Source organism: Kutzneria chonburiensis (assembly GCF_028622115.1).
GTDB lineage: Bacteria > Actinomycetota > Actinomycetes > Mycobacteriales > Pseudonocardiaceae > Kutzneria > Kutzneria chonburiensis.
On the sequence record NZ_CP097263.1, the window covers coordinates 1,108,518 to 1,135,448 of the forward strand.

General features: G+C 69.9%; 28 protein-coding genes. 11 read left to right on the forward strand and 17 right to left on the reverse strand.

Annotation, left to right across the window (positions count from 1 at the left end):
* Positions 1-84: 84 nt before the first annotated feature.
* Positions 85-951, forward strand: a complete 867-nt coding sequence (locus M3Q35_RS05245; RefSeq protein WP_273940473.1) for an alpha/beta fold hydrolase — start codon at positions 85-87, stop codon at positions 949-951.
* Here the strand turns inward: M3Q35_RS05245 and M3Q35_RS05250 are convergent.
* The 5 genes from M3Q35_RS05250 to M3Q35_RS05270 are packed head-to-tail and all read right to left on the reverse strand — an operon-like array spanning position 935 to position 6,821.
* Positions 935-1,750, reverse strand: coding sequence for a hypothetical protein (locus M3Q35_RS05250; RefSeq protein WP_273940474.1), 816 nt, complete (start codon positions 1,748-1,750; stop codon positions 935-937). The two genes, M3Q35_RS05245 and M3Q35_RS05250, sit on opposite strands and share 17 nt — an antisense overlap.
* Positions 1,747-3,786 (reverse strand): alpha-galactosidase, encoded by a 2,040-nt coding sequence (locus tag M3Q35_RS05255; protein WP_273940475.1) that lies wholly within the window; start codon positions 3,784-3,786, stop codon positions 1,747-1,749. The genes M3Q35_RS05250 and M3Q35_RS05255 overlap by 4 nt, the downstream gene beginning before the upstream one ends.
* Positions 3,783-4,610: a carbohydrate ABC transporter permease gene (locus tag M3Q35_RS05260; RefSeq protein WP_273940476.1), complete on the reverse strand. Its 828-nt coding sequence runs from the start codon at positions 4,608-4,610 to the stop codon at positions 3,783-3,785. The genes M3Q35_RS05255 and M3Q35_RS05260 overlap by 4 nt, the downstream gene beginning before the upstream one ends.
* Complete coding sequence (locus M3Q35_RS05265; RefSeq protein WP_273940477.1) at positions 4,607-5,536, reverse strand: carbohydrate ABC transporter permease; 930 nt, start codon at positions 5,534-5,536, stop codon at positions 4,607-4,609. The genes M3Q35_RS05260 and M3Q35_RS05265 overlap by 4 nt, the downstream gene beginning before the upstream one ends.
* Position 5,537: 1 nt before the next feature.
* Positions 5,538-6,821 carry an ABC transporter substrate-binding protein gene (locus M3Q35_RS05270; protein WP_273940478.1) on the reverse strand — a complete coding sequence of 428 codons (1,284 nt, stop codon included), beginning with the start codon at positions 6,819-6,821 and terminating at the stop codon, positions 5,538-5,540.
* A gap of 144 nt (positions 6,822-6,965) precedes the next feature.
* Here M3Q35_RS05270 and M3Q35_RS05275 point away from each other — a divergent pair, with 144 nt between their 5' ends.
* Positions 6,966-7,664, forward strand: a complete 699-nt coding sequence (locus M3Q35_RS05275; RefSeq protein ID WP_273940479.1) for a FadR/GntR family transcriptional regulator — start codon at positions 6,966-6,968, stop codon at positions 7,662-7,664.
* A gap of 48 nt (positions 7,665-7,712) precedes the next feature.
* Positions 7,713-8,645 carry a proline dehydrogenase family protein gene (locus M3Q35_RS05280; protein ID WP_273940480.1) on the forward strand — a complete coding sequence of 311 codons (933 nt, stop codon included), beginning with the start codon at positions 7,713-7,715 and terminating at the stop codon, positions 8,643-8,645.
* Here M3Q35_RS05280 and M3Q35_RS05285 read toward each other — a convergent pair.
* A complete protein-coding gene (locus M3Q35_RS05285) occupies positions 8,626-9,240 on the reverse strand; it encodes a bifunctional 4-hydroxy-2-oxoglutarate aldolase/2-dehydro-3-deoxy-phosphogluconate aldolase (protein WP_273940481.1) in 615 nt (204 codons plus the stop codon). The two genes, M3Q35_RS05280 and M3Q35_RS05285, sit on opposite strands and share 20 nt — an antisense overlap.
* Positions 9,237-10,385: a galactonate dehydratase gene (dgoD, locus tag M3Q35_RS05290; protein WP_273940482.1), complete on the reverse strand. Its 1,149-nt coding sequence runs from the start codon at positions 10,383-10,385 to the stop codon at positions 9,237-9,239. The genes M3Q35_RS05285 and dgoD overlap by 4 nt, the downstream gene beginning before the upstream one ends.
* A gap of 96 nt (positions 10,386-10,481) precedes the next feature.
* Between dgoD and M3Q35_RS05295 the strand changes: the two genes are divergently transcribed.
* Positions 10,482-11,102 carry a cyclase family protein gene (locus M3Q35_RS05295; RefSeq protein ID WP_273940484.1) on the forward strand — a complete coding sequence of 207 codons (621 nt, stop codon included), beginning with the start codon at positions 10,482-10,484 and terminating at the stop codon, positions 11,100-11,102.
* Here M3Q35_RS05295 and M3Q35_RS05300 read toward each other — a convergent pair whose 3' ends face one another.
* The 3 genes from M3Q35_RS05300 to M3Q35_RS05310 form a co-directional block, all read right to left on the reverse strand.
* Positions 11,103-11,774, reverse strand: a complete 672-nt coding sequence (locus tag M3Q35_RS05300; protein ID WP_273940485.1) for an SDR family NAD(P)-dependent oxidoreductase — start codon at positions 11,772-11,774, stop codon at positions 11,103-11,105.
* A 30-nt stretch (positions 11,775-11,804) separates the two neighbouring features.
* Positions 11,805-13,880 carry a DUF8189 domain-containing protein gene (locus tag M3Q35_RS05305; RefSeq protein WP_273940486.1) on the reverse strand — a complete coding sequence of 692 codons (2,076 nt, stop codon included), beginning with the start codon at positions 13,878-13,880 and terminating at the stop codon, positions 11,805-11,807.
* Positions 13,881-14,035: 155 nt separating this feature from the next.
* Positions 14,036-15,019 carry a helix-turn-helix domain-containing protein gene (locus tag M3Q35_RS05310; RefSeq protein ID WP_273940487.1) on the reverse strand — a complete coding sequence of 328 codons (984 nt, stop codon included), beginning with the start codon at positions 15,017-15,019 and terminating at the stop codon, positions 14,036-14,038.
* Between the two features lie 227 nt (positions 15,020-15,246).
* Between M3Q35_RS05310 and M3Q35_RS05315 the strand changes: the two genes are divergently transcribed.
* A complete protein-coding gene (locus M3Q35_RS05315; protein ID WP_273940488.1) occupies positions 15,247-15,810 on the forward strand; it encodes a hypothetical protein in 564 nt (187 codons plus the stop codon).
* Here M3Q35_RS05315 and M3Q35_RS05320 read toward each other — a convergent pair.
* On the reverse strand, positions 15,807-16,556 hold the full coding sequence (locus M3Q35_RS05320) for a maleylpyruvate isomerase family mycothiol-dependent enzyme (RefSeq protein ID WP_273940489.1): 750 nt from the start codon (positions 16,554-16,556) through the stop codon (positions 15,807-15,809). The genes M3Q35_RS05315 and M3Q35_RS05320 overlap by 4 nt on opposite strands.
* A 118-nt stretch (positions 16,557-16,674) precedes the next feature.
* On the opposite strand from M3Q35_RS05320, the gene M3Q35_RS05325 reads away from it, so the two are divergent.
* Together M3Q35_RS05325 and M3Q35_RS05330 are read left to right on the forward strand one after the other, a co-directional pair.
* Positions 16,675-17,076, forward strand: a complete 402-nt coding sequence (locus M3Q35_RS05325) for a hypothetical protein (protein WP_273940490.1) — start codon at positions 16,675-16,677, stop codon at positions 17,074-17,076.
* An 11-nt stretch (positions 17,077-17,087) separates the two neighbouring features.
* Positions 17,088-17,534: a hypothetical protein gene (locus M3Q35_RS05330; protein WP_273940492.1), complete on the forward strand. Its 447-nt coding sequence runs from the start codon at positions 17,088-17,090 to the stop codon at positions 17,532-17,534.
* On the opposite strand, the gene M3Q35_RS05335 is transcribed toward M3Q35_RS05330, so the two are convergent.
* Positions 17,509-17,856, reverse strand: coding sequence for a PASTA domain-containing protein (locus M3Q35_RS05335; protein ID WP_273940493.1), 348 nt, complete (start codon positions 17,854-17,856; stop codon positions 17,509-17,511). The two genes, M3Q35_RS05330 and M3Q35_RS05335, sit on opposite strands and share 26 nt — an antisense overlap.
* 3 nt (positions 17,857-17,859) lie before the next feature.
* Positions 17,860-19,131 (reverse strand): cytochrome P450, encoded by a 1,272-nt coding sequence (locus tag M3Q35_RS05340; protein ID WP_273940494.1) that lies wholly within the window; start codon positions 19,129-19,131, stop codon positions 17,860-17,862.
* Between the two features lie 48 nt (positions 19,132-19,179).
* Here M3Q35_RS05340 and M3Q35_RS05345 point away from each other — a divergent pair, with 48 nt between their 5' ends.
* Positions 19,180-19,911: an alpha/beta fold hydrolase gene (locus tag M3Q35_RS05345; RefSeq protein WP_273940495.1), complete on the forward strand. Its 732-nt coding sequence runs from the start codon at positions 19,180-19,182 to the stop codon at positions 19,909-19,911.
* Positions 19,912-19,921: 10 nt separating this feature from the next.
* Complete coding sequence (locus M3Q35_RS05350) at positions 19,922-20,737, forward strand: LLM class flavin-dependent oxidoreductase (protein ID WP_273940496.1); 816 nt, start codon at positions 19,922-19,924, stop codon at positions 20,735-20,737.
* Here M3Q35_RS05350 and M3Q35_RS05355 read toward each other — a convergent pair.
* Together M3Q35_RS05355 and M3Q35_RS05360 are read right to left on the reverse strand one after the other, a co-directional pair.
* Positions 20,734-21,699: a hypothetical protein gene (locus M3Q35_RS05355; RefSeq protein WP_273940497.1), complete on the reverse strand. Its 966-nt coding sequence runs from the start codon at positions 21,697-21,699 to the stop codon at positions 20,734-20,736. The two genes, M3Q35_RS05350 and M3Q35_RS05355, sit on opposite strands and share 4 nt — an antisense overlap.
* 84 nt (positions 21,700-21,783) lie before the next feature.
* Positions 21,784-22,773: a hypothetical protein gene (locus M3Q35_RS05360; RefSeq protein WP_273940498.1), complete on the reverse strand. Its 990-nt coding sequence runs from the start codon at positions 22,771-22,773 to the stop codon at positions 21,784-21,786.
* A 386-nt stretch (positions 22,774-23,159) separates the two neighbouring features.
* Between M3Q35_RS05360 and M3Q35_RS05365 the strand changes: the two genes are divergently transcribed.
* Both M3Q35_RS05365 and M3Q35_RS05370 read left to right on the forward strand, forming a co-directional pair.
* Positions 23,160-24,788 (forward strand): ABC-F family ATP-binding cassette domain-containing protein, encoded by a 1,629-nt coding sequence (locus M3Q35_RS05365; RefSeq protein WP_273940499.1) that lies wholly within the window; start codon positions 23,160-23,162, stop codon positions 24,786-24,788.
* 200 nt (positions 24,789-24,988) lie between these two features.
* On the forward strand, positions 24,989-25,198 hold the full coding sequence (locus M3Q35_RS05370; RefSeq protein ID WP_043728482.1) for a helix-turn-helix domain-containing protein: 210 nt from the start codon (positions 24,989-24,991) through the stop codon (positions 25,196-25,198).
* A gap of 75 nt (positions 25,199-25,273) precedes the next feature.
* On the opposite strand, the gene M3Q35_RS05375 is transcribed toward M3Q35_RS05370, so the two are convergent.
* Together M3Q35_RS05375 and M3Q35_RS05380 are read right to left on the reverse strand one after the other, a co-directional pair.
* Positions 25,274-25,492 (reverse strand): penicillin-binding transpeptidase domain-containing protein, encoded by a 219-nt coding sequence (locus M3Q35_RS05375; RefSeq protein ID WP_337960564.1) that lies wholly within the window; start codon positions 25,490-25,492, stop codon positions 25,274-25,276.
* On the reverse strand, positions 25,489-26,889 hold the full coding sequence (locus tag M3Q35_RS05380) for a penicillin-binding transpeptidase domain-containing protein (RefSeq protein WP_273940501.1): 1,401 nt from the start codon (positions 26,887-26,889) through the stop codon (positions 25,489-25,491). Before M3Q35_RS05380 ends, M3Q35_RS05375 begins: the two co-directional genes overlap by 4 nt.
* Between the last annotated feature and the right edge of the window lie 42 nt (positions 26,890-26,931).

Consider the following 26,931-nt stretch of genomic DNA (forward strand, 5'->3'; position numbering starts at 1 on the left):
GGTCGAGTGCATTCCACCGGGTCCCGGCCAGGACAGGACCTAGGTCCCGGGCTCGGTCGGGGGCGACCGGAGTAGAACGGACGCATGGGGAGAATCGGGGGATTCAAGGACAGCGGATCCGTCCGGCACTACCGGGAGATCTACGCCCGGGTGCGGGCGCAATGGCCGCCGGGAGCGGAAGACCTCCGCGTCGACACCCGCTTCGGCGGCACGCATGTGATCCGGCACGGCACGGGGCCGCCGGTGGTGCTGGTGCCGGGCTCCGGGGCAACGGCGGCGAACTGGGTCCCGAACGCCGGAGCGCTGGCCGCGAGCTACACGGTGATCGCGCTCGACACGCTGGGCTATCCGGGGCTGGGCACGCAGATCGCGCCGATCGGAAGACCGGTGGACCTGGCGCTCTGGCTGGAGGACGTGCTCGACGGACTGGGCATCGACACGGCACACGTGGGGGGACTGTCCTACGGGGCCTGGGCGTCGATGCAGCTGGCCTGGCACGCGCCCAGGCGCGTCGACTCGCTGCTGTTGCTGGAACCCGGGGGCAACAGCATCGGACGACCGCCGCTGCGCGCTCTGCCGACGTTCCTGCGCATGCTGGTCAACCGAACCGAAGCGGAGTACGAGAGGTTCGGCCGGCTCGTGGAAGGCGGCTGGCCGAACGACCCGGACCGGCAACGGCTGGTGAACTACGGCCTGGCCCACTACCGGTCCAGCGTGCCGATGATCCGGTACGCGAGCGACGAGCAGCTGCACCGGCTGCGCATGCCGAGCCTGGTGTTGTTGGGGGAGAACAGCATCGTGCACGATGCGAGCAAGGTGCGGACCCGGGTCCGCCGACTGATGCCGGAGGCGTGCGTGGAGATCATCCCGGGCGCACCGCACCCGCTGGCCGAGACCCACGCGGAGGTGGTGAACGAGAAGGTGTTGGCCTTCCTCAAGTCGCACGGATGACGGTGCGGCAGCGGTCGACGACCGACTGGCCGGGATGAGCGGCGATGCTGTGGTGCTCGAGCTCGGCGTAGCCGCCGTAGTGGCCGTCGTCCTCGAAAACCTGGATGACGTCACCGGTCAGCTGGTAAGGGCCGTCCCGGTAGTCGCCGCCGGGCTGGACGTCGATGTGTCGCTCGATGACCAAGCCGGGCAAGGTGTAGCGGAGTAGGCCGGTGGCCACCGACGAGGTGATGCCGAACTTGGACATGATCTTGCCGGTCAGGTCTATGGTGGCCATGTCGGGGGAATGTGTGAAACGTGAGGGATCCACGGGGGAAGCGAGGTGGTCGCGGAACGAGAACTCGCCGGTGACGCCGATCTCCAGGCGGCCGCCGAGCGGGACCTGGACGATGTTCCACAGATCTACAGGGTGTCCGCCCTGGACTTGGAGCACCGTCTCGGTCACGTACTCGGCGACATAGCGGGTGTCGGCCAGCACGGTGACGTGCCGCTCGACGAGAACGCTGGTGGGCTCGCCGGTGTTGCGGTCGACGAGAGCGGCGCTGAGCACGAGATCGATGCCGTCGGGACGCTGGTGCACCAGGTCCCAGTTGCCGGGATCGATCTCGGGCGGAACATGGTGCCGTGACAGGTCGTCACGAGCGGTGCCGGCCCAGAACCAGTCCCGCTCGGGACCCAGCCACAGCCGATCGCCGCCCAGGTTCCAGCCGGCCGGCTCGGCCGCGACCCAGAAGGCGTCGCGACCGCGCACCGAGACCTGGAGGATCCGGCCGGAGCGGGGATCGAACGTGATGGTCACGAGCGCTCCAACACGATCACGTCGGCGTCCGCCGACGTCCAGTCGACCGGCAGGCCGACGGACATCAGATGGGCGCCGGAGTACGAGCCGTAGCTGGCCGTGGAATCCAGACCGGACAGACGGAGCCGAGGACGCCGGCCGGACAGGGCCGGAGTTCCGTCGAGCGGTCCGGTGTTCCACGCCAGCACCACGACCTGGTCGGCCCCGGTGTACTGGAGGGCGAACGTGGGGTCGGCGGGAGTGCCGATCATCGTGACGGTGGCGGAGTGCAGGAACGGGCGAAGTTCCTTGTACTGCGCGACATAACGGGCGGCCTCGGCCCGCTGGCCCGGCGTCCACGAGCGGATGTCGGCGCCGATGCCCAAGGCGCCGGCCATGGCCAGCACGAAACGGAACCGCAGCGACCGCGGCCGCTGGTCGAACACGCCGGCGGCGTCGGTCACCCACGAGCTCATCACATGCGGAGCGTGGGCGTGCAGGAAACCGTACTGAATGGACAGACGGTCCAGCGGGCCGGTGTTGTCGCTGGGCCACACCACGTCCGTACGGGAGATGGTGGCCAGCTCGACCCGGCCACCGCCGCCGGCGCAGCCCTCGATCGCGACGGAGGGGTGCGCGGCCCGCAGGTGGTCGAGGATGCGCAGGTAGTTGCGGGCATGGGCGCCGTCGAGGTCCAACGCCTCGGGATCACCCGAGCCGGGGCGGCCCCGCTCGGTCGGCGGCCGGTTCATGTCCCACTTCAGGTACCGGATCGGATAGGAGGACAGCAGACCGTCCAGTGTGGACAGCACGAACTCGAACACGTCGTCACGGCCCAGATCCAGCAGCAGCTGGTTGCGGATCAAGGTCGGCGCGCGGCCGTCCAGGTGGTACACCCAGTCGGGATGTTCGGCGTACAGGCGGGACCTGGGGCTGATCGCCTCCGGCTCCACCCACAGCCCGAACTCCAGGCCAAGAGCCCGGATCTCGGAGACGAACGAGCCGAAGCCGGCCGGGAACTTGGCCGGGTCGGGCGTCCAGTCGCCGAGACCGCCGGTGTCGTCGTCACGGCCGACGAACCAGCCGTCGTCGACGACGAAAAGCTCGGCGCCGATGTCGGCGGCCACCTTGGCCAGCTCCAGCTGCCCGGCGGCGTCGACGGCGAACTCCGTGGCCTCCCAGGAGTTGTACAGCACCTGGCGGCCGCCGGGGGACAGGTGACGCTCGTACGAGTGCCACACCTGGGCCAACCCGCCCAGGCCGTCGGCGCTGTACGCGGCGGCGACCCGAGGCGTCTCCATGGTGGCGCCAGGGGCCAGCAGAACCGCGCCCTCGTGCGGCTGACGGCCGACGCGCACCCGGCAGGAGCCGCTCAGCTCGATGTCGGCGTCGATCCGCCAGGAACCGGGCCACACCAACTGAAAACCCCACGTGGGACCGTCAACGACATCGTCCTGCACGGCCAGCCACGGCGAATAGCCGTGCCCGGCCACGCCCTGCCGACTGTCGATCTCGAACCGGCCGGCCGGCAGCACCACCTGGCGCAGCTGGAACTCCTGACACCAGCGGCCGATGAGGAACGACACCCGCGCGGTGTCCACGGGCAGACAGAAGCCGGCGGAGTCGAAGCGCTCCAAGCGGATCGGCACCGAACCGGTGTTGGTCAGCTCGGTCCAGCGCAGCAGCACGTCGGTGCCGGGCACGACCTCGTAGTACAGGTCGGTACGCAGCCCGGTCACCTGGTCGGCGAACGTCAGCCGAAGGGAGGTTTCCTTGTACGAAGCCGAATCGAATGTCCACCACGACTCACGGGGCGCGCCGACCGGCCCGGCCACCAGATCGGCGCCGGCGAACGGCCGCAGCCCGAACGGGGCGTACTCCACGGGTGCCCCGTCGGCCTCGGTCAGGTACGGTGTGCGGCCGACGTTGGCCAGCGGCGACGGCCCGTCCTCGACGCCGGCCGGCCCCCAGGACCGGAGCTCGGCCCAGCGCCGGTGCTCCGGCAGGCCGACGGTGTACGTGGTGGTGGCCAGGTGCAGTGTCCACTGCTGGGTCACTTCACTGCCCCCAAGGCGAGTCCGGCCACGAAGTGCCGCTGGAACCGGAGGAACACCGCCACGGTCGGGATGGCCGCGATCACCGAACCGGCGGCGATCACGTTCCACTGCGACACGTACTGCCCCTGCAATCCGAGCAGGGCCGAGGTGATCGGGAACTTGGAGTCGGTCCTGATCACCGTGATCGACCAGAGCAGGTCGTTGAACACCCAGGTGAACGCCAGTGCGGCCAGCGAAGCCAGCGCCGGGCGGGTCAGCGGCAGGATGATCCGCCAGAACAGCTGTAGCGGCGTGGCGCCGTCGATCACCGCGGCCTGCTGGATCTCGTTGGGAATGGCCCGCATGAAGCCGTACAGCACGAACGTGTAGAAGCCGAGGCCGAAGCCGATCTGCACGCCGATCAGCGCGCCGAGGGTGTCGTAGATGCCGAGCATCTCGGCCATCTTCGACACCGGCACCAGCAGGATCTGCGGCGGCAGCAGGTTGCCGGCCAGCATCACCAGCAGCACGGTCCGCCGGAACGGCAGGTCGTAGCGGCTCAGCGCGAACGCCGAGATCGCGCCGAGGGCCAACGTGATGATCACGGCCGGGATGGTCACGATGAGGCTGTTGACCATGGCCTGGAACTCGCCGCCGTCCACCCACGCCTGGCCGAAGTTGTCCAGCGTGAACGAGTGCGGCAGGCTGCCGACGCCGTTGGCGGCCACGTCGTCGAAGCTGCGGATGCTGGTGACCACGACCAGGATGATCGGCAGCAGCCACAGCAGGGAGATGCCGCCGGCGACCAGGTGGTAGCCGCCGGTGCGGAGCGGTCGCCGGCTCATGCGTCGGCGTCCCGGAACGCACGCACCAGGTACGTGAGGATGACCCCGAAGGCCAGCACGAAGATCACCACGGCCAGCGCGGACGCGTAGCCGAGCCGCAGCGACTGGAAAGCGGTGGAGTACATGTAGGTGCTCAGCAGTTCCGATGAGTGGTAGGGGCCGCCGCGGGTCAGCGCCCACACGACGTCGAACGAGCGCAGCGAGTCGATGATGATCACCGACAGCACCACCGAGTTGACGCTGCTCAGCTGGGGCAGGGTGATCTTGGTGAACTGTTGCCACTTCGAAGCGCCGTCCACGGTGGCCGCCTCGTACAGGGTCGGGTCGATGCCCTTGAGACCGGCCAGGTACAGCACCATGATGTAGCCGATCTGCCGCCACAGCGCCGGCACGATCACCGCGTACAGCGCGGTGTTGGCGTCGGACAGCCACGAGTGCTGCCAGCTGTCGAGGCCGATCGCGCCCAGCACGGTGTTGACCAGGCCGTTGGGCTGGTAGATGGCCTGCCAGATCAACGCCGTGGCGACCAGGGAGAACACCACCGGGGTGAACAGCGCGGCCCGGTAGAAGCCGACGCCGCGCCGGTCCTTGAGCAGCAGCATGGCCATCGCCAGGCCGCCGACCGCGGATAGGCCGCCGAACAGCACCAGCCACAGCACCGTGTCCAGGAACGCCTTGCCGAACGTGGGATCGCTGAACAGCTCGGCGTAGTTGCCGAAGCCGACCAGCGTCGCCGCCGAGACGCCGTCCCAGCTGGTGAAGGACAGGTACACGCCCTGGAGCGCGGGCCAGAACACCCACAGCGTCTCGACGAGCAGCGGCACCAGCACGAAGGCCAGCAGCGTCGGCGAGAGGGTGCGGCGCTTGCGGCGCGGCCCCGCCGGTGAGGGCGGGGCTGCGGCCGGTGCCGTCAGTGTTGCGGTCATCTCAGGAGGTCCAGACCTTCTTCGCGGCGCTCTGCCAGTCGGTGAGGATGGAGTCGATCTGTTCCGGGTGCTGGATGAACTTGATCAGCGCCGCGTCGGCCGTCGGTTGCAGGGCGTCGCTGGAGTCGCGGTTGAAGAACTGGGTCAGGTCGGCCGCCTTGTTCAGCATCTCCTTGCCCTTGGTGATCAAGGGGGTGCCGGAGTCCTTGGCGGTGGAGTTGGCCGGCAGCGAGCTGCCGGCCGAGGACTTCAGGTACGCCTCCTGGGCCTCGACCGTGGTGAGGTACTTGAGGAACTCGAGGGTCTGCGGCTTGCGCTGGGTGTGCGCGCTGGCGTAGAAGCCGTCGGTCGGGGCCTCCTCGACCAGCGGCATGTTCGGGTCGACGATCGGGAACCGGAAGAAGTCGATGTCGTCGACGTCCTCTTTGGGCGTGGTGTCGAGCAGGAAGGTGCCGATCAGCATCATGCCGGTGCGGCCCTGCAGCAGGTTGGTCGTCGCGTCCTGGAAGGACAGTGCGGTGCCCTTGGGGTCGAAGTAGGGCAGCGCCGTCTTCCACTGGTCGAACACCTTGTGCACCTGCGGGTCGGCGAAGCTGTGCTTGCCGGCCAGCAGCTCGCGGTGGTAGTTCGCGCCGTTGATGCGGACGTTGAGGTAGTCGAACCAGCCCGAGGCCACCCACGGCGTCGAGTTGTCCGCGCCGAGGCCGATCGGGGTCACGCCCTTCGACTTGATCGTCTCGCAGACCTGGAGGAACTCGGCCCAGGTGGTCGGCGCGGTCACGCCCCACTTGGCGAAGTTGGACTTCCGGTAGAACATGCCCCAGAAGTAGTAGCTGGCCGGGATGAAGATCTGCTTGCCGCTGTCGGTGCTGAGCTGCTTGAGCGCGTCGCTGTAGCCGGCAAGGCCGTTCCAGACCTCGCTCACGTCGAGCAGCAGGTTCTTGCCGGCGTACGAGCGGGCCACCGAGCCGGCGTACCAGGTGAGCACGTCCGGCGGGTTGGCCGAGGTCAGGTACGTGGGCAGCTGGGTGCGGAAGGTCTCGGACGCGACCGTGTTCAGGCTGGCCTGGGTCCCGCCCTTCTTGTTGAAGCTGTCGACCAGGGCCTGCATGGCGGCCTTGGCCGAGGGCGCGGAGAGGTTGGACTGCAAAGTCACCGGGCCGGAGGCCGACCCGCCGGCGGCCTGGCTGCCGGTCGAGGTCACGCAGCCGCCGAGGGCGGTGGCCGCGCCTACGGCGCCGAGTCCGGCGAGAAAACCGCGCCTGGAGAAGCCCGTGGTGGTCATCGGCGACCCCTGTCGTTCACGTGGGTGGGAAGTGACAGTGAGGTTGCAACCGCGAGGCGGCGGTGTCAAGATATATTACTAAATTAGTATCTGCGGTGGCTGAGCGATACTGTAGACCCTCGGTGTGTGACGGGTGGAGGGGTGTTGAGCGGGTACCAGCTCAGGGGAGTGCACGGGCAGACCGTGGAGGCGCTCGCGCTGCGCATCCTGTCCGGCGAGATTCCGGAGGGCGCGACGCTGGACCTGCTCGCGCTGCGCGAGGAGCTGGACGTCAGCCTCACCGCGCTCCGTGAGGCGCTGAAGGTGTTGTCCGCCAAGGGAATCATCGACGCCCGGCAGAAGCGCGGCACCTTCGTGCGGCCGCGCAGCAGCTGGAACATGCTCGACGGCGACGTGCTGCGCTGGCGCTCGGCCGGGCCGCCCGACCCCGACCTGCTCGAGCACCTGGCCGAGGTCCGGTCCATCGTGGAGCCGGCCGCGGCCAAGCTCGCCGCCCAGCGGGCCACCGACGAGGACCTGGCCGAACTGGACGACGCGCTGACCCGGATGAGCGAGGCCGCCGGCAACCCCGGCAAGCTCGTCGACGCCGACCTCGATTTCCACCGGGCGCTGCTCGGCGCCACCCACAACCAGCTCGTCGTGCAGATGGAGCGGGTCATCGCCAGCGGCCTGGCCATGCGGGACCAGGTCGTGCACAACGCCGACCCGGCCGACGATCCCGTGCCCAGCCACCGCGAGGTGCTGGACGCCATCCGCTCGCGGGACGCCGAGGCCGCCGAGCAGGCCATGCGGGCCCTGGTCGACAAGGCCAGCGAGGACCTGCGTCGCATCTCCGGGCAGTGATCGGCTGACTGGCGCGGATCCGCGAGCCCGCGCTGGCACGATCGGTTCATGACCGACGTTTCCGCGCAGGCCGCGCAGGTGCTGCGCACCTTGGCCCTCGACGAGGACCTGAAGTGGCGGATCCCCGCCGATCCCGTGCTCGGCCCGCTGGCCCGGCGGATCGCCCGTCGCTACGTGGCCGGCGACAGCCTGGCCGACGCGTTGCCGCGGGCCGCCGAGATCCAGGCGGCCGGGCACCGGGTGAACGTCGAGTACATGGGCGAGAGCTGCCGCGACGCCGCTCGCGCGGTCGAGGAGACGCAGGTTTTCCTCGACGCGGCCAAGGAACTGCCGGCCGGCTGTTCGCTCTCCCTCGACCTGTCGCACATCGGGCTGGCTATCGACGCGGATCTGGCTTTGCGCAACGCCATCGCCATCGCCGAGGCCACCGCCGACACCGGCCGGGAGATGGTGATCTCGGCCGAGGGCTCCGACCGGACCGATGCCGTCCTGGCCCTGCACGGTCGCCTCTGCGAGCGCTTCGAGCACGTCGGCGTCACCGTGCAGGCCCGGCTGCACCGGACCGTCCAGGACCTGCCCCGCCTGCTCGACCGCCCCGGCCGGATCCGCCTCGTCAAGGGCGCTTTCCTGGAGCCCACCGACGTCGCCTGGCCCCGCGAGGCCCCCGAGTTGGCCGAGGCCTACCTGCGCTACGCCGATCAGCTCGACGGGCACCTCTGCTCGTACGCCACCCACGACTGGGACCTCATCCGCGCGATCGCCCAGGACCGCACGCCCCGCCCTGACGCCCCGTGGGAGTTCGAGACCCTGCTCGGCCTCGGCCCCGACCGCCTCGCCGAGATGGCCGCGCTGGGCCATCCCACGCGCGAGTACATCGTGTTCGGCACCGAGTGGTGGCTCTACGTCTGCAACCGCATCGCCGAGGACCCCCAGCGCCTCCTCCAGGCGGTGGTCGACGCCGCTACGCCGACGCCAGCTTGACGAAGCGGGCGGCGCGGTCGGCCAACGCGGACAGGTCGCCGCCCGCAGCGGCGTCGCCGACCAGCGGGGAGCCGACGCCGACGGCGATGGCGCCGGCGGCGAGGTAGGACTCGGCCTCGGCGACGCCGACGCCGCCGACCGGTACGAACGGAACGTTCGGAAACGGTTGGCGCAGGGCGGAAAGGTAGGCGGGACCGCCGAGGGAGGCGGGGAAGAGCTTGACGGCCTCGGCGCCGACGGAGACGGCGGATTCGACCTCGGTGGGGGTGAGGGCGCCGGCCAGGATGGGCAGGCCGGCGGCGACGCAGGCGGTGACCGAGGCGGTGAGGGCGGGGCTGACGGCGAACGTCGCGCCGGCGGTGATGGCGGCGGAGGCGTCGTCGGCGGACCGCACGGTGCCGGCGCCGAGCCAACAGCCTTCGGGGACCTGGATGGAGGAGATGGCTTCCAGCGCACCAGGGCCGGTCAGCGAAACCTCGACCAGCCGAACGCCGGACTCGAACAACACCCGCACGGCGTCCCGGGTGTGGCCGACGCCGTCGCCCCGGACGATGCCGACCAACCGGCTCGACCGCAGGACTTCCCCAAAGGTCACCACTCCGCGAGACTCCCGTCCTCGTGCCGCCACAGCGGCGACCGCCACGCGTGGCCGATCTCGGCGGCCCGGCGCACGGCGTCCTCGTCGATCTCGATACCCAGCCCGGCGCCGGTCGGCCGGGCCATCTGCCCGTCCACGAAGGCGAACGGGGCGGTGTCCAGAAGATACCCGGTCAGCTCGCTGCCGGCGTTGTAGTGCAGGTTCAGACTCTGTTCCTGGATCAGGAAGTTGGGCGTGGCGAACGCGACCTGCACGCTGGCGGCCAACGAGATCGGCCCGAGCGGGCAGTGCGGCGCGATGCTGGCGCCGTAGATCTCGGCCAGGGAAGCGATGCGGCGCAGCTCGGAGATGCCGCCGGCGTGTGAGGGATCGGGTTGTGCCACGGCGATGCCGGCGTCCAGCACGGGCTTGAACTCCCAGCGGGAGTAGAGCCGCTCCCCGGTGGCGATCGGCACCGGGGAGGAGTCCACAACGGACTTGAGCACATCGGCCGGTAACTCGGGCAGGATCGGCTCCTCCACGAACAGCGGCTGCACCTCCTCCAGCCGCGGCAGCAGGCGCTTGGCCATCGCGGGGGAGACGCGGCCGTGGAAGTCGATGGCCAGCCCACGCTCGGGGCCGAGCACGTCACGGGCCTCATGGGCCCGCGCCAGCACGCCGTCGACGTCGGCCGGGGTGGCGATGGCGTCGATCGGCCCGCAGGCGTTCATCTTCACGGCGGTGAAGCCCCGGTCGACCTGACCCTGCACCGCCTCGCGAATCCCTTGTGGACGGTCGCCGCCGACCCAGGAGTAGACCCGGACGCGGTCGCGTACGGGACCGCCGAGCAGCTCGTGCACGGGCACGCCGCGCACCTTGCCGGCGATGTCCCACAGCGCCTGGTCGTAGCCGGCGAGCGCGCTGGAGAGCACCGGGCCGCCACGGTAGAAGCCACTGCGCCGCAACACCTGCCAGTGCTCCTCGATGCGCAGCGGGTCCTGCCCGCGCACCAGGTCGGCCAGTTCGCGCACGGCGGCCTGCACGGTCTCGGCCCGGCCCTCGACCACGGGCTCGCCCCACCCGATGACGCCCTCGTCCGTGCTGACCTTGAGGAACAGCCAGCGCGGCGGCACGAGGAACGTCTCGATGTCAGTGATCTTCACTAGCCCCCGCCTCACGCCTGGTCGCCGGACGTTGCTCACTGTACTTCAAATCATTAATTATGGATACATATTGACATGGTTCATACCATTGCCGGCATGCTGATCGACGTCACGCTGGCCGTCAGGCCGGACATGCCGCACTGGCCCGGTAGCACGTCCCCGGTGTGCGAGTGGGAGACCCGCATGGACCGCGGCGAGGAGTCCGACGCCAGCAAGTGGACGCTGTCGGCCCACCAGGGCACCCACGTCGACGCCCCGTCGCACTTCATCCCCGGCGCGGCCGGCATCGAGGACATCCCGCTGGACGTGCTGTGCGGGCCGGTCCACGTGGTCGGGATCCCCGACGACAGCCCGATCCGCGCCGACCACGTCGCCGAGCTGCCGGCCGGCGTGGAGCGGGTGTTGTTCCGCACCACCAACTCCACCACCGGCCGGCTGTTCAAGCCCTTCGACCCCGGCTACGTCGCGGTCAGTGCGCAAGCGGCGGAAGCCTTGGTGGCCAAGGGCATCCGCCTGGTCGGCATCGACTACCTGTCGGTGGAATGCTTCGGCACCACCGACTTTCCGGCCCACCACACCCTGTTGGGCGCGGGCGTGCCGATCATCGAGGGCCTCGACCTGGCCGCCGCCGCACCGGGCCACTACCAGCTGACCTGCCTGCCCATCCGCCTCACCGCCGCCGAGGCCGCGCCGGCCCGAGTGATCCTGACCCGCTGATCACGCCGAGTCCTTGGCCACGGTCCAGCCGCCGTCGACCACCAGGTCGGCGCCGGTGACGAAGGACGCCTCCGAGGACAGCAGGAACGCCACCACCGACGCCACCTCGGCCGGGTCGCCGAGACGTCGCATAGGCGTGGAATCCTGGCTGCGCAACCGGTCCTCTTCGGACACTCGGTCCCACGCACCGGTGAGCACCGGTCCCGGCAGCACCGTGTTGACCCGCACCTCGGGCGCGTACTCCACAGCCAACTGCCGACCCAACGACACCAACGCGCCCTTGCTCGCGGCGTACGCGGGATGACCCGGCAGCCCGGCCCGCGCGTGCACCGACGACACCAGCGCGATCGCGCCGCGCCGCTCGCGCAGCGACGGCAGGAACTGGTGTGCGCCAAGGTAAGCGGCGGTCAGGTTGACGTCGATCTGACGCGACCACTCGGCCGGCGTCTGCTCGTGCAACGGCTTCACGACAACGGTGAAGGCGTTGCTCACCAATGCGTCCACGGGCCCGGCGGCGGCCTCGGCGGCGAGATCCCACGTCTCCTGGGCGCTCACGTCGCCGCGGACGGCCACCTCGGGGCCGTCGGCGATGTCGATGCCGACCACCCGGTAGCCGTCCGCGGTGAGCCGCCGGGCGGTGGCCGCGCCGATACCCGACGCGGCCCCCGTCACGACTGCAACTCTTTCAGCCAAAACTGCTCCTCACAGCACGGTCTGGTGCACGTGGTCGTCCACTCCGCGGACGGCCACCCACGCCGAGCCTCCTGCGCCGGCGGCGACACCGAGGGTGCCGACGATGGCGTTGCTGGCGTACTCGCCGCGGGGGAACCATCCTCCCCACGCGCCGTCGGTGAAGTTGCGCTGCCACAGCGTGTAGTCACTGGCTCGGGCGAACATGTACAGCCGGCCGGAGGTGGCCAGCAGCGTCGGCGCGGTGCTGATCACGCCGCCGAGACCGGTCCAGCCGGTGCCCTGCTCCCACAGCCAAGCACTGTCGTCGAAGGCTCGCACGACGATGTGCGTGCCGTTGGCGTCGGCGACCGCGCTGGGCCGGCCGTAGGTCGGCTTGTCACTGGGCGAGCCCAGCGACGTCCAGCTGCCGGTGTTGCCGCGCTGCCACACCTTGCCGTCCGCGCCGCGGGCCACCAGGGTCCACTGGGTCGGGGACGTGAAGGCGACGGTCGGGGCGTCGGTCACGCTGCCGCCGAGCTTGATCCAGCGACCCCAGCAACCGTGCTCGAAGGTCCGCTGGTACACGGCGTTGTCCGTGCCCCGCACGAAGACGTCCACCCGGTCGGTGCCGGACCCGTACGCCGCCGGCTGGCCGACGATCTGGTTGTTGGTCGGGCCGCCGAGCTTGGCCCACGAGCCGCTGCCGACCGTGCTCTCGGCGAGCTGGCCGGACACGTCACGCACGAAGACGTGCGCGTGCGTGTCGTCGAAGCGGACCAGGGCCGGGCTGTCGCTGGCGTTGCCGCCGAGGTCGGCGCCGGGGGCGAGGTCCTTGCCGGCCAGCTTCAGCATCACGGTGCCGTGGGCCGGAACCGTGGCGGTGTAGGAGCCGGTGGCGCTGCCCTTGTCGGCGCGGGCCCGCAGGTCACGCACCTGGACCGTGCCGCTGAGGCCGGCCTTGGCGAAGTCGACCGTCATGTCGGCCGGGGCGGTGCCGCGGTTGAACAGCACGACCGCGCGGTTTCCCTTGCCCGACAACACCTTGCTATAGACGCTGCCGCCGCCGGAGTCGCCGATCCGCACGCCCTGGATGGCCAGCCGGTCCTGGTCGACGGCCAGGATCTCCGGGTTCTTCAACGTGTCCAGCATGGACTGGGGCAGCGTGCGCGGGTCGGAGCCGATGATCAGCGGCGATGCCATCTCCGCCCACATCACGAACTGCGTGGTCGACTCCTCCTCGGTCAGCTCGGTGCCGCCGGTCGGGAAGGGACGCATCGGGATCAGGTAGTCGGGGTCGTTGTAGTGACCGGGGCTCTGCGCCTCCGGATGCGCCGCGTTGTCGTCCATGTTGCGCACCACGGCCGGCCATTCACCCTGGGTCGGGTTGCCGAAGGCGACGTCGGTGTCGGTGCGCCAGGAGGTCGCCGCGCCGGGGCCCCAGGTGTAGGCGTAGCCGGCCTGCCGGGTGGACGGCCAGTCGGGCACGCCCCACTCGCCGGTGACCGGGTCGCACAGGTTGAGGATCATCTTGCGGCCGGAGTTGGCCACGGCGTCGGAGAACTGCTTGAACACGACCGCCGGGTCCAGCTTCTGGGCCAGGCCGCAGAGGAAGTCGATCTTGACCGCGTCGAAGCCCCACTTGGCGAACTGGTTGGCGTCGCGCTGGTAGTAGCCGCCGCCGCTGCCGAGGCCGCAGTTCTTGCCGTCGTAGGCACCCGCGTCGGTGTAGATGCCGGCCTTCAGGCCGAGGCCGTGGATGAACTTGACCAGGTTGTCCAGGCCGTGCGGCCAGCGCGCCGGGTCGACGACCAGGTTGCCGCCCGCGTCGCGCGGGGTGTTGTCGGCCTGCCAGCCGCCGTCCAGCCACACGATGTTGTAGCCGGACCTGGCCAGGCCGCTCGACACCAGGAAGTTGGCGACGCTGTGCACGTTGTCCTCGGTCGGTCGCCCGACGCCGAAGTAGGTGTTCCAGCCCATGTACGGGGTGGGGGAGACGACGCCGGCGTCGTTGGGCGCCACCTCGGCGGTCGCGACGGGAGCCGTCAGCGAGCCGATGCCGAGCGCGATCGCGCAGGCGAGCGTGAGTCTGCGTAACAAGCGGGACATCGATGACCTCGTTCCTGGCGGCTGCGCTGCTGCCGCGAGGAAGGTAACCGGGGAGGGGCGGTGCTGTCAATAATTATTCCTAATTTAGGAGAACGGCCAATGTACGAAAAAGCCCGTCGCCGGGGCAGGGCGACGGGCTCTTCGTTCGAGAACGGCTAGCGGCTGGGCCAGTCCCAGCGGATGCCGAAGACGCCGGGGCCGAAGCCCAGGGCGACCGAGTGCACACCGCCGGAGGGGTCGAGGGTGAGGTTGCGGCGGCGGGAGGGGCCCTCCTCGCCGGCCGGCACGGCGTACTGCTGGCAGCGGGCCGGCAGGTGCGACTGGTCGAACCGCACCTCGATCACGTACTCCCGCACCGGCAGCCGGAACTTGCGGCAGTAGGCGTTGCCGCTGGCCGGATACTGCGGCCCGGGATTGTTGAGCTGGTACTCCATGATCACGGTGTCGCCGCGCGCGAGCGTGCGGTCGAAGACGAGCTCGGCCACCATGATGCTGGACTCCTCGTCCACGGCGGTACGGCCGACCCGACAGTTGCTCAGGTTGGTCAGCTCGGGAATCATCCCGGGCCCGGACTCGGCGTCGTAGACGAGCACCCAGCGGTCGGCGCCGTCCTGCTCGGCCCGCAGCACCTGGCGCACCCACAGCGAGCGCTGCCCGCCGTCCGGCGCGACCTCGATGCGGTCGTGCTGGCTGAGCCGGCCGAGCCGGCAGTCGGAGCTGGTGTCGACCCGGTTGAGCAGCGCGGCCAGGCGCTCCCGCCGCGACCACAGTGCGTCGATGGGCAGCACGCGGGTCGGCCGGCTGCGACGGCCACGCGGCCGCGGTGGGCCGAGCAGCGCGGTCAGCGAGCTCGGCGGCACGCCGAGCACGGCCTCCAGGTGGCGCAGGGCCTCCAGCGACTCCGGCCGCTCGGGACGTCTGCGGCCGGACTGCCAGTAACTGAGCGTGGCGACGCTGATCGTGATGCCGCGCAGCCCCAGCCGGTGCTGGATGCGGTCCAGGCTCAACCGGCTGGTCTTGATCGCGGCGCGCAAGGCGTCGGGAAACGGACCGGTGGCCAGCAGGCCGACCAGTTCGTCCCGGTCGGCTGGCACGGTGTCGACGAACGACAGGTCCGGATGACCAGCAGCGATCGTCATAGTGACTCCTCGCTGTCAACTTGTCACGCAGCAGTGACACTACTGGGTGAGCACGTGACCGTGGCACCTCTGAACGGAGGCTGTGTGTACTCCTGATGGCGTAAAGTATTACTTGGAGTCGCCGAGTGTCCAGCTGTAGCCGGTTCGACGGTCCCGCGTTCGAGTTGGTTCACCTTAGTGTCGGACCGTCGGCAAGCCGCCAGGTGGCCGACCCGTAGTCTTGCTCGGTGACCACACCGAGACCCGCGGGCGACCGTGTGTTCATCGACGTGGCCACGGCTGTGCTGGGTCCCGGCGACCACCGTTTCGTCGATCTGCTCGACGTGTTGGCCCAGATGCCGCCCAACCAGGTCGACGTGGTCCATGCCAATGACGACCTGCTGCCCCGGTTGGCCCACGAGAACGGCCTCGACGCCGCGTTGTCGGCCGCCCGCCTCGCGCTACGTCCGGGCGGCCTGTTCATCGCCGCCGTGCCGGAGCTGGACAAACTCCGCCGGCTGCGCCCGACCGCCCCGCCGCCGCGGGTGTCGGGGCGGGGCGATCAGCGGCAGGTGACCGTGCAGCTGTGGGACTGGGCCGACGACGGGCAGTCCTACGGCCTCGAGGTGTTGCAGCTGGCCCGCTCGGGCAGCCAGTGGGAACTGATCCGGGCCGTCTCCACCCGGCACCAGGTGATCACCGGCGCGCAGGTCACCGCCGGGCTCACCGCCGCCGGCTTCGCCGCCGTGCAGCGCCTCACGCCCAAGGAGAGCGGCCACCCGCTGCCGCTGTGGGTGGCCGTCGCCCCTTAGCCGAAGGTGACGTGCTTGGACCAGAAGGTGAGCAGGTCGGCGTCGCCGGTCACGCCGACCGGCTCCTGACGGCGGTAGATGATCAGCAGCAGCTCGGTCAGCGGGGCCTCGACCGTGACGGCCGCGTCGGAAAGGCCGCGCCCGTTGACGATGGCGTCGCCGGTGAGGTCCACGTGCCAGGCCACGTCGGCGTCGGTGGCGCGGAAGGACAAGGTGCGGCCGGGGCCGAGGAGGTCCCGCTTGGCCGGGTTGAACTCGAAGTGCTGCGGCAGCGCGTCGAGCTCCATCCACTCGTCGATCGCATCGGTCACGACCTCGGGCCCGGCCACGAACTCCCGGCCGGCGGCCAGCATCGCGTCGGCCCGGTGCACCAGCGTTTCGTGGGCCATCCGGCGGGCGAAGAAGGACACCGGCATCGGCGCCAGCGGCGTCCACACCTTGGTGTCCGGCCCGGCGTCACGGATCGAGGCCGCCAGCCGCGTCGCACCGTCCAGCAGCCACTCCACCGGCGGCTCGCCCGAGTCGTCACCGTTCACGTCACGCGACGGGTCCGGCACCGGCTCCTGAGCCCGCGTGCGGACGACCTCCTCGATCCACGCGTGCGCCCCGCCCAAGTGGCGCAGCAGCCCGCCCAGCGTCCACTCCGGGCAGGACGGCACTGTCGCGGTCAGGTCCGCCCCGGCGATGCCCTCGGCGAGCAGTTCGGTCTGGTTGACGATCTCGGCGCAGTGGCGCTCGAAGTCCATCGGGTTCCCTCCAGTAGTCAGCGGTCACCTTAAAGTCGCTGCCCCGAAGCCGTCCTCGACATTACGATGCCGCGTCATGGTGGGAATATTTCTCCTGTTTGTCGTTTTGATCGCCATCGTGCTGGCGATCGTCGGCTTCGTCCGGGCCAAGGCCGCGATGCGGCGCAACGGATACTCGACGATGCCGAGCCGGCAGCCGATGGCTGATCTGCCGAAGCCGGTACGGAAGCAGCTGCTGCGCGCGATTCAGCGCGGTCAGCCGGTGCCGCCTGAGCTCCAGGGCCACGCCGAGCGCTGGGCCCGGTTCGTCCTCGTGCTGGCCCGCTACGGCTGGGCCTACCTGTGGCTGTCGGTGGCGCTGCTCGCGTTGCTGCTGAACGCCGTCACGGGTGGCAGCGAGGTCCTGGCGGCCATGGTCTGGGTTCTGGTTGTCTGCTTGGTCGTGTTGGTCCTGGTGAGCCTGATGCTGTGGCAGTACTACGTTGCCGCCCGACGGTTTCTGAATGGCGCTGCGGCGTAGCATTCGCGCCCATGTGGGGGATGATTTTCGGGCTGGCCGAACTGGTCAGCTTCGTGGCACTGGCGGCCATCCTGATCCGGATGACGGTCGTGCTGCGCCGGCACGGCATGCGCTTGTTCGCGTTCGAGCCGTGGAAGACCGTGTCGCGGTCGGACTGGCGGCGGATGATGCGGGCGTTGCGCCGCGGCGAGCCGGTGCCGGTCGAACTGCTGGGTGTGGCCCGGGAGTGGGCCCGCCGCCAGGTGCTGATCCGGATCCAGGTGTGGGTCCCGGTGGCGCTGATCCCGCTCCTCGCCAGTGGGCTGCGGGCTGACCTCGTCGACCCGTCGCTATGGGGGCAGGTCTCCTTCTGGCTGGCCATTGTCGTGATGGTCGTGATGGTGCCGGCGGCCCTACAGACATGGCGGGACAATCAAGCGGCCGCCCGGCTGCTCAGGGACACCGCTCCGACAGCTTGACCACGCCGAAGTCGATCTTCACGCCGGCCTGGATCTGGGTGCCGGCGGCGATGTTCTGGTTGCACACCTTCCAGTCGCGGTCGAGGACCTGATGCCGGCCGCGGCCGCCGGCATCGTGCGAGCTGGTGAAGAAGATCTTGTTGTCGGTCAGCTTCTGGATGGCGTCCTGGGCGTCCTGCAGACCGGAGCCGACCAGGTTGGGCATGGCCCAGTGCTGCACGAACGACGAGGTGGGCGTGACCGGCGGACCTCCAGGCTGGGTTTGGGGACCGCAGCTGGTGGCGACGGTGGCCAGCGCCACCCCGACGACGAACTTGAGCACGTCTCAACCCTTCCAGGCGACCGGCAGGCTCTTCACCCCGTTCTGGAAACTCGACCGTAGCCGCACCGGCGGGCCGGCCGGGCGAATCTCGCCCAAACGGTCCAACACGGCGGTGAAGACGGCGGTCATCTGGGCCCGGGCCAACTGGGCGCCGAGACAGAAGTGCGGGCCGTGGCCGAACGTCAGGTGGTCGTTGGGCGTGCGGCCGACGTCGAAACGGTGCGGATCATCGAACACCAGCGGATCCCGGTTGGCCGACGAGAACCACACCACCACCTTGTCGCCGGCGCGAATGTCCACTCCGGACAGTGTGGTGTCGGCGGTTGCCGTGCGGCGGAAGTGCATCACGGGTGTCCACCACCGCAGCATCTCGTCGACGGCGGTGGGCAGCAGCGACCGGTCGGCCAGCAGCCGCCGGTACTCGGCCGGATTCGACATCAACGCGATCAGCCCGCCGGGGATGCCGTTGCGCAGGGTTTCGTTGCCGGCCACGGAAAACAGCCAGAACAGGTTCTCGAACTCCTCGATCGACACCCGTCCGCCGTCGTCGTCCACATACCGCATGAGGTTGCTCATCACGTCGTCGCCCGGCTGCAAACGCTTGTGCTCACCCAGCGCCGTGGCATAGGCGTACAGGTCGGGCATTCCGGCGCGGGTACGGGGATCGGGCATCGTGCCGTCCGGCCCCGGCTCGGGGCGCACGGCCAACGCGGCGCGAGCCAAGGAGGTCACGCCAGAAAGATCCACAGTGTCGATCGACGCGTACTCGGCGTCCTGGAAGCCGATGGCCCGGCTGCTCCAGTCGAACATCAGCCGTCGGTCCTGCTCCGGCACACCGAACACGTCGGCCAGCACCAGCAGCGGCAGATCAGCCAGCTGCTTGGCCAGATCGGCCTCGCCGTCGTCCTGCACCGCCGCGACGAGATCATCCGCCCATACGGTGATCCGATCGGTCAGCCGGGCCACCGCCCGCGGCGTGAAGGCCCGGGCCAGCAGCCCACGCAGCCGGGGATGGTCCGGCGGATCCATGTTGAGCATCATTCGCCGCACGTACCGCAGATCCTCGGCCGTGCGAGGGTCACGGATCTGCGTGCCGCCGAGATGGGACGAGAACAGCTGCGGATTGCGCAGCACCTGCCGCACCTCGGCATGCCGCAGCACCACCCAGAAGTCGTCCACCCGGACGACCGCCGCCCGCGCCCGCAGCGAGTCGAGAAGGTCGTGCGGCACACCGTGCACGTACGTCTCCGGATCAGTGATCACGCCCGCGTCCACGGCCACGACGCTAGCCCGCCGGGGCCGTGGTGGGGAAAGATCCGCCCGGTGGACACGTTGAGGGTGCGAACGGGCGGAACCGGTGGACCGACCGTGCTGCTGCTGCACGGGCTGGGCGCGACGGGCGCGGTGTGGGACGGCCTCACCGAGCGGCTCGACCGCCGCTGGATCGCCCCCGACCTGCCCGGACACGGCAGATCCGGCCGGCTCAAACGGTACTCGTTCGGCGCCATGGCCGGTGCGGTGGCCGAGCACCTGCCGGCCGGCGAGCCGGTCACGGTGATCGGGCATTCCCTCGGCGGCGTGCTGGCGATCGCCCTGGCCAGCGGCTGGTACGGGGTCGAGGTGCGGCGCGCGGTGGCCGTCGGTGTGAAGGTCGAGTGGACCGACGACGAGCTCGCCGGCGCGGCGGCGATGGCCCAGCGGCCGGTGAAGATGTTCGGCAGCAAGGAAGAGGCCGCTCAGCGCTACCTCAAGGTGTCCGGGCTCGGCGGCCTGATGCCGGCCGACCCGGACGGACTGGCCGCGACCGGCGACGGCTGGCGGCTGGCGCTGGACCCGGCGACCTTCGCGGTCGGCCGGCCGGACATGCGCGGGCTGCTGGCCGCGGCCAAGTGCCCGGTGCTGATGGTGACCGGCGAGAACGACCCGATGAGCTCGCCCGAGCAGGTCCGGGCGCTGGCCGAGCACGTCGAGGTGCTGGCCGGCCTCGGCCACAACCTGCACGTCGAGGAACCAGGCACGCTCATGGACGTGATCAACCGGACTGGTGGCTGGTAGGAAAGGCGGCATGACTGCCCTCGGCACCGTGTTCCGTCCCCAGTTCCCGCCCGAGCTCCTGCGCCCGATGGCCGAGACGGCCGAGGCCACCGGCCTCGACCAGCTGTGGGTGTGGGAGGACTGCTTCTCCGAGAGCGGCGTCGCCGCCGCGGCGGCCGCCCTGGCCTGGACGGAGCGGCTGCCCGTCGGCATCGGGCTGCTGCCGGTGCCGCTGCGCAACGTCGCGCTGGCCGGCATGGAGGTCGCCACCCTGCACCGGTTGTTCCCCGACCGGGTGATCCTCGGTGTCGGGCACGGTGTGCAGGGCTGGATGGGCCAGGCCGGCGCGCGGGTGTCGTCCCCGATGACGTTGCTGCGGGAGTACCTCGACGCGTTGCGGGCTCTGCTGCGCGGCGAGGAGGTCACGGTCGACGGCCGCTACGTGAAGCTGGACAGGGTCCGCCTCGACTGGCCGCCGTCGACCCCGGTGAAGGTCTACGCCGGCGGCCAGGGGCCCAAGACGCTGCGGCTCACCGCCGAGGCGGCCGACGGCACGCTGCTGGTCGCCGACCAGTCCATCGACGCCACGCGCGAGATCCGGAAGTTCATCGACCACGAGATCATCGCGTCGCTGCACGTCGCCACCGGACCCGATGCGCTGGAGCGTCTGCGTCGCACGGACCCGGAGAACGGCGTTGCCGGAGACGCCGAAACGGTCGCCGCCGCGGTGCGGGAACTGGTCGGCGCCGGCGCCGACACCGTGATCCTCCAGCCGACCGGTGACGAGCCCGACCCCGTCGGCTTCGTGCGCTTCGTGACCGAGCAGGTGCGGCCGCTGGTGCCCTAGCGGCCGGTCAGGAAGTGGGTCGGCGGGGCCACGTCGACGTCGGAGCACCGCCGGTCGCGGGTGAGCGGCCACTGGGTCACGTACAGCACCTGGCGGCCGGTGGCGCCGATGGCGTGGCGGATGTCGGCGGCGGCCCAGCCGTCGTCGTAGTAGGTCTCGCCGATGATCCACGGCTGGTGGTAGCCCAGCGCGGTCATCTTCTTGTCGGCGTCCACGAACTGGCGGTACTCGTCGCCGTTCCAGTAGTCGCCGTACAGGTGCACGTCGAACACGTCCGGCGGGTTGTCGCCGTAGACGGCGTGCAGCTGGGTGGCCCGGTCGGCGATCCACACCGTCATGGAGAAGCCGACCGTGTCGGCCTTGCCGAACTCCCGCGTGTAGTCGGCCCACAGCCGCTTGGCATAGGACCGCAGCACCGGTTCGGACGACATCGGCATGCCCTCGTTGAGCAGGTCGATGCGGTACGGGATGCCGGCCGCCGCGATCAGCGGGTGCAGGGTGCGGATCAGGCTCCAGTTCTCCTGGTAGGCCTGCTCGTCCATGGCCGTCCAGTCCTGCGGGGAGTCGTCGCCCTGCGGGTGGAACGCCACCTCGATCTCCTGGAAACCGGCCTTTTTGACCGCCGCCAGCAGGTCGGTGAGCTGGCCGCGGTCGGCGGGGGAGAGGTCGCCGGTGCTGGAGTCCATCACCGTGCCGGTGTCCGGGCCGTGCTGGTGGAAGATACCGATGCGCAGCCGCCGCTGGCCCGCGTCGTACATCTGGCGCAGCTGCTCGGTGATCGTGTCCCGGCCACGGTCGAAGCTGTCGACCGTGCCGAACTTCTCCCGGCCGCAGCCGTTGGCCAGGTCGTAGAAGTCGTAGTTGGAACCGCCGGCCAGCGACACGGTGCCGGTGGGACGGACCAGGGTCGTCACGACGACCACGAGGACGGCCAGCACCACGGGCAACCACCGACGCATCACCGCGTCAGACTGGCAGAGCCGGCACATCACGCTTGGAAGGGGGCTTTCCAACACTCGGAGTGTAGGAAAGCCCCCTTCCAAGCATCAGAAGCCGGCGGCGGTGTAGGCGGAGAAGGAGATGGGTGGGGCCTGGTCGACGTCGGAGCATTTCTGGGCCCGGGTCAGCGGCCACTGGGTGAGGTAGCGGACGGAACGGCCGGTGTCGGCGATCGCCCGGCGGATGCCGTCGGCCGCGGTGCCGTCGTCGAAGTAGGTCTCGCCGATGATCCACTGCTGGTGGTAGCCCAGCGAGGTCATCTTCTGGTCGGCGTCGACGAACTGCTTGTACTCGTCGCCGTTCCAGCTGTCCCCGTACAGGTGCACGTCGAACACGCTGGGCGGATTGCTCCCGTACACCGCGGACAGCTGCGTGGCCCGGTCGGCGATCCACACCGTCATGGAGAAGCCGACGGTGTCGTCGCTGCCGAAGCGCGAGGTGTAGTCGCCCCACAGGCGCTGGGCGTACGAGCGCAGCACCGGTTCGGACGACATCGGCATGCCCTCGTTGAGCAGGTCGATGCGGTACGGGATGCCGGCCGCCGCGATCAGCGGGTGCAGGTTCGAGATGACGCCCCAGTCCTCCTGGTACGCCGACTCGTCCATGGCGTCCCAGCCGTGCGGGTCGTCGGCGCCGATCGGGTGGAACGCCACCTCGATCTCCTGGAACCCGGCCGATTTCACCGCGGCGAGCAGGTCGACGAGCTGCTGGCGATCGACAGGGGAGAGATCGCCGGAGCTGGAGTCCATGACGGTGCCGGAGTCGGCGGCGTGCTGGTGGAAGATGCCGATCCGCAGCCGGCGCTGGCCGCCGGCGTACATCTGGCCCAGCTGCGCGGTGATGGTGTCCCGGCCGCGCTCGAAGCTGTCCACGGTCCCGTACGGTTCGCGGTCGCAGCCGCCGCTGAGCGAGTAGAAGTCGTAGTTGGAGCCGCCGGCGGCGATCGGGTCGGCCGGCGCGGCGGCGGCAACGGGCGTGAGCACGGCGGCAAGCAGGGTCGCGGCGGCCAACGGCAGCCACTTGTGCTTTCGGAGCAAGGAATTCCCCTCACCGGTCGGATTCCGGGCGCGCGAGGGCACACAGGGAAAGCGCTTACCCCGGAAAGAGATCATTGGCGGCGGAACGTGATCTCAAGTGGACTGCTGGCGATCACGGAAAGTTGTTGATCTAGCAACTTCCTGCGTCCGGCGGAGTGTAGGCATAGCTCGAATGGAGTAGTCAAGACATTCACATTTGACGCGTGGTAGCTGTGTGTCGTGTCACAACTGCGCGGTGAAGTGCGGGGGTTGGCGAAATCGGCTCGCGCCGGCCCGTAAACTGGTCCCGTGATCAAGCTGATCTGCTAGGCGGCCCCCGGGCCCGCCGGCCGCGAGCCGGTGGGCGGACGAGCCCTGCCCGCGATCACATCGACCCGGAGTCTGCCTTGATCACCGTCACTGACCTTGAACTGCGCGCGGGTTCGCGCATCCTGCTCTCCGACGCCACGCTGCGCGTGCAGCCGGGCGACCGCATCGGCCTGGTCGGCCGCAACGGCGCCGGCAAGACGACCTCGCTGCGCGTGCTGGCCGGCGAGGGCCAGCCCTACGCCGGCGAGGTCCGCCGCAGCGGCGAACTCGGTTACCTGCCACAGGATCCGCGCGAGGGCGACCTGTCCGTCACGGCCAAGGACCGCGTGCTCTCGGCCCGCGGGCTCGACCAGCTGCTGCGCGAGATGGAGAAGGCGCAGACGGCCATGGCCGAGCTGGTCGACCAGGACGCGCTGGACACCGCGGTCCGCAAGTACGGCCGGCTGGAGGAGCGCTTCGGCGCGCTCGGCGGGTACGCGGCCGAGAGCGAAGCCGCGCGGATCTGCGCCAACCTGGCCCTGGCCGACCGCGTGCTGGCCCAGCCGCTGCGCACGCTGTCCGGCGGCCAGCGCCGCCGGGTCGAGCTGGCCCGCATCCTGTTCGGCGCCTCGGAATCCGGCGTCGGCGGCAAGGCCGGCACCACGCTGCTGCTGGACGAGCCGACCAACCACCTCGACGCCGACTCCATCGCCTGGCTGCGCTCGTTCCTCAAGCAGCACACCGGCGGCCTGGTCGTGATCAGCCACGACGTCGAGCTGCTGGCCGACGTGGTCAACAAGGTCTGGTTCCTCGACGCCACCCGCGGCGAGGTCGACATGTACAACATGGGCTGGTCGAAGTACCTGGAAGCCCGGGCATCGGACGAGAAGCGCCGCCGCCGCGAGCGGGCCAACGCCGAGAAGAAGGCGTCCGCGCTGATGGCCCAGGCCGACAAGATGCGGGCCAAGGCGACCAAGGCGGTCGCCGCGCAGAACATGGCCAAGCGGGCCGAGAAGCTGCTGTCCGGCCTTGAGGACCAGCGCACCGCCGACAAGGTGGCGAAGATCCGCTTCCCGCAGCCGGCCCCGTGCGGCAAGACGCCGCTGATGGCCGAGGGGCTGAGCAAGTCCTACGGCTCGCTGGAGATCTTCACCGGCGTCGACCTGGCCATCGATCGCGGCAGCAAGGTCGTGGTGCTCGGGCTCAACGGCGCCGGCAAGACCACGCTGCTGCGGCTGCTCGGCGGGATGGAGAAGGCCGACGCCGGCGGGCTCGTGCCCGGGCACGGCCTGCGGATCGGCTACTACGCGCAGGAGCACGAGACCCTCGACCACGACGCCTCGGTCTGGGCCAACATCCGGCACGCCGCGCCGGACACCCAGGAGCAGCAGCTGCGCTCGCTGCTCGGCACGTTCCTGTTCAGCGGCGAGCAGCTGGACCAGCCGGCCGGCACGCTGTCCGGCGGCGAGAAGACCCGGCTGGCGCTGGCCGGCCTGGTGTCCAGCGCGGCCAACGTGCTGCTGTTGGATGAGCCAACCAACAACCTGGACCCGGCCAGCCGCGAGCAGGTGCTGGACGCGCTGCGCCGCTTCGAGGGCGCGGTGGTGCTCGTGACCCACGACCCGGGCGCGGTTCAGGCACTGGAACCCGAGCGGGTGATCCTGTTGCCGGACGGCACCGAGGACCACTGGTCCGACGACTACCTCGAGCTGATCGAGTTGGCGTGATCCGCTGGTCGAGCCGCTGATCTGCCACAATGGAAACACTGATCACTTCCATCACTCCGGTGATCAGCCAGACGTAACTCAACGATCACCGAGAGATGATTTTGCTTGATCGTCTGGCGTTCGGGCCCGTCGTGTTCGATCATTGCGACGACAGGGGCCGAACACGGCCCGACCTGCACTCCCACGGAAGGCGGGACAAGGTGGCTGACCTGAAGAAGGGCGCCCGGATCACGGGGCCCACGCGGGACAAGCTGGCCGCTGACCTGAAGAAGAAGTACGAGAAGGGCGCCAGCATCCGCGCGCTCGCGGAGTCGACCGGGCGGTCCTATGGCTTCGTGCACCGGGTGTTGTCCGAGTCCGGCGTGACTCTTCGGGGCCGGGGCGGTGCCACCAGGACCAAGAAGAAGTAGGGCGAGGCTGCACCCGGACGACTGTTCCCCTTACATCATTAGGGTGATCATCGCCGTCCGGGTGATCAGTTGGGATCAGCCGATCGTGCGCAGGAACGTGCCGGCCACGTTCACCGCGGGGCCGGACGAGTCCGCGTGCGGCAGCAGCACCGCGAAGGCCACGTCGTTGCGGTAGCCGACGAACCAGCCGTGCGCGGCCCCGTCGCCGACCTCGGCCGTGCCGGTCTTGCCGTACGTGCCCGGCAGCGACGCCAGCCCGCGAGCCGTGCCCACCGTGCACACCTCACGCATCATGGTGCGCACCTGGTCGAGCACGCCCGCCGACGGCGCCGCGACCTGCCCGGTCGCGGTGGTCTGCTGACCCTCAACAGCATCGGCGTCGTCGCGTGTCCGTTGTGGACGGTGGCGGCGACCACCGCCATGCCGAACGGGCTGACCAGGTCGGTGCCCTGGCCGAAGCCGTCGACCGCGCGATCGACCTCGTCGCTCGCCGCGTCGATACGTCCGGTGTTGGTGGTCATGCCCGGGATGTCGAAGTCCACGCCGAGGCCGAGCTGGTGGGCGGCGGTGGGCAGGTCGTTCGCGCCCAGATTCGCCGCCAGCTGGGCGAACGTGGTGTTGCACGAGTAGGCGAACGCCTCGTGCATCGCGGTCGCGTAGTCCGGCGGCGAGCCGAGCTTGAGCGTGTCCTCGTTGGGGATCGTGCGCGGTCCGATGTGGACGGTGTTGGGGCAGTTCACGGTCGAGTTGGCGGTCAGGCCGTGCTCGATGGCCGCGGTGGCCGTCACGATCTTGATCGTGGAGCCGGGCGGGAAGGTGCCGGTGAGCGGGCTCAGGTTGCCGCTGTCGAACGCCGAGTTGGTGGCGATGCCCAGCACCTCGCCGGTGGACGCCTGCAACGCGACGATCGTCGCCGCGCCCTGGACGCCGTCGACCGCCTTCTGGGCCGCGGCCTGGACGGTGCCGTCGATGGTCAGCGCGTAGGCCGCCTTCTTGGTGCCTTCCTTCTGCTCCAACGTCTTCACGTCAGTGCCGGTCGCGTCCACGATGGTGATCGAGTGCCCGTCGACCGCCTGTAGGTCGCCGCCGATCGCTTGCTGCACACCGGCTTTGACCGACTTCGGCACCGAGTCCATGGTCATCGGCTGGCCGTTGCGGTCGGTCAGCGACGAGCCGCCGGGCGTGGTCCGCAGGGCCAGCGACTGACCCTTCGCCAGCTCGGGGTGGATGTCCGCGTCCGTCCAGTGCACGGCCCACTTTCCGTTGGCCTGCACCATTTTCAGCGGCACCTGGTAGGCCATGTCGAGCTGGCCGCTGTGCCAGTCCACGTTCATGCTGGCCGTGTCGCCCACCGCGTTGCCGGCCAGGCTCGCCGTCAGTCGAGCATTGCTCATGTTCTTGAACACCAGGGTGAGCGCCGCGGTCGCCGCCGTCGGGTCGTCGGTCACCTTGGCCGCGGCCGTGGGGTCGAGTGTCTCGAAACCCTGGGCGTACGCATGGGCGACGTCGTCGGCCGTCAGCGCCTGCGGCTGCGTGGCCGGCGAGTTCTGCGGCGGCACGTAGGCCGGCCCCGGCGCGAGCAGCAGGTAGCCGGCCATGGACAGGACGACAACCACGGCCGTGCCACCCGTGCCGAGGATCCACCATCTGGTCTTCGACTGCATGAAGTTCAGGCCCCCCTTGAGCGTCACGACGGACGCTAGACCCTCCCCGACTTCCTTTCCTCGGTATTT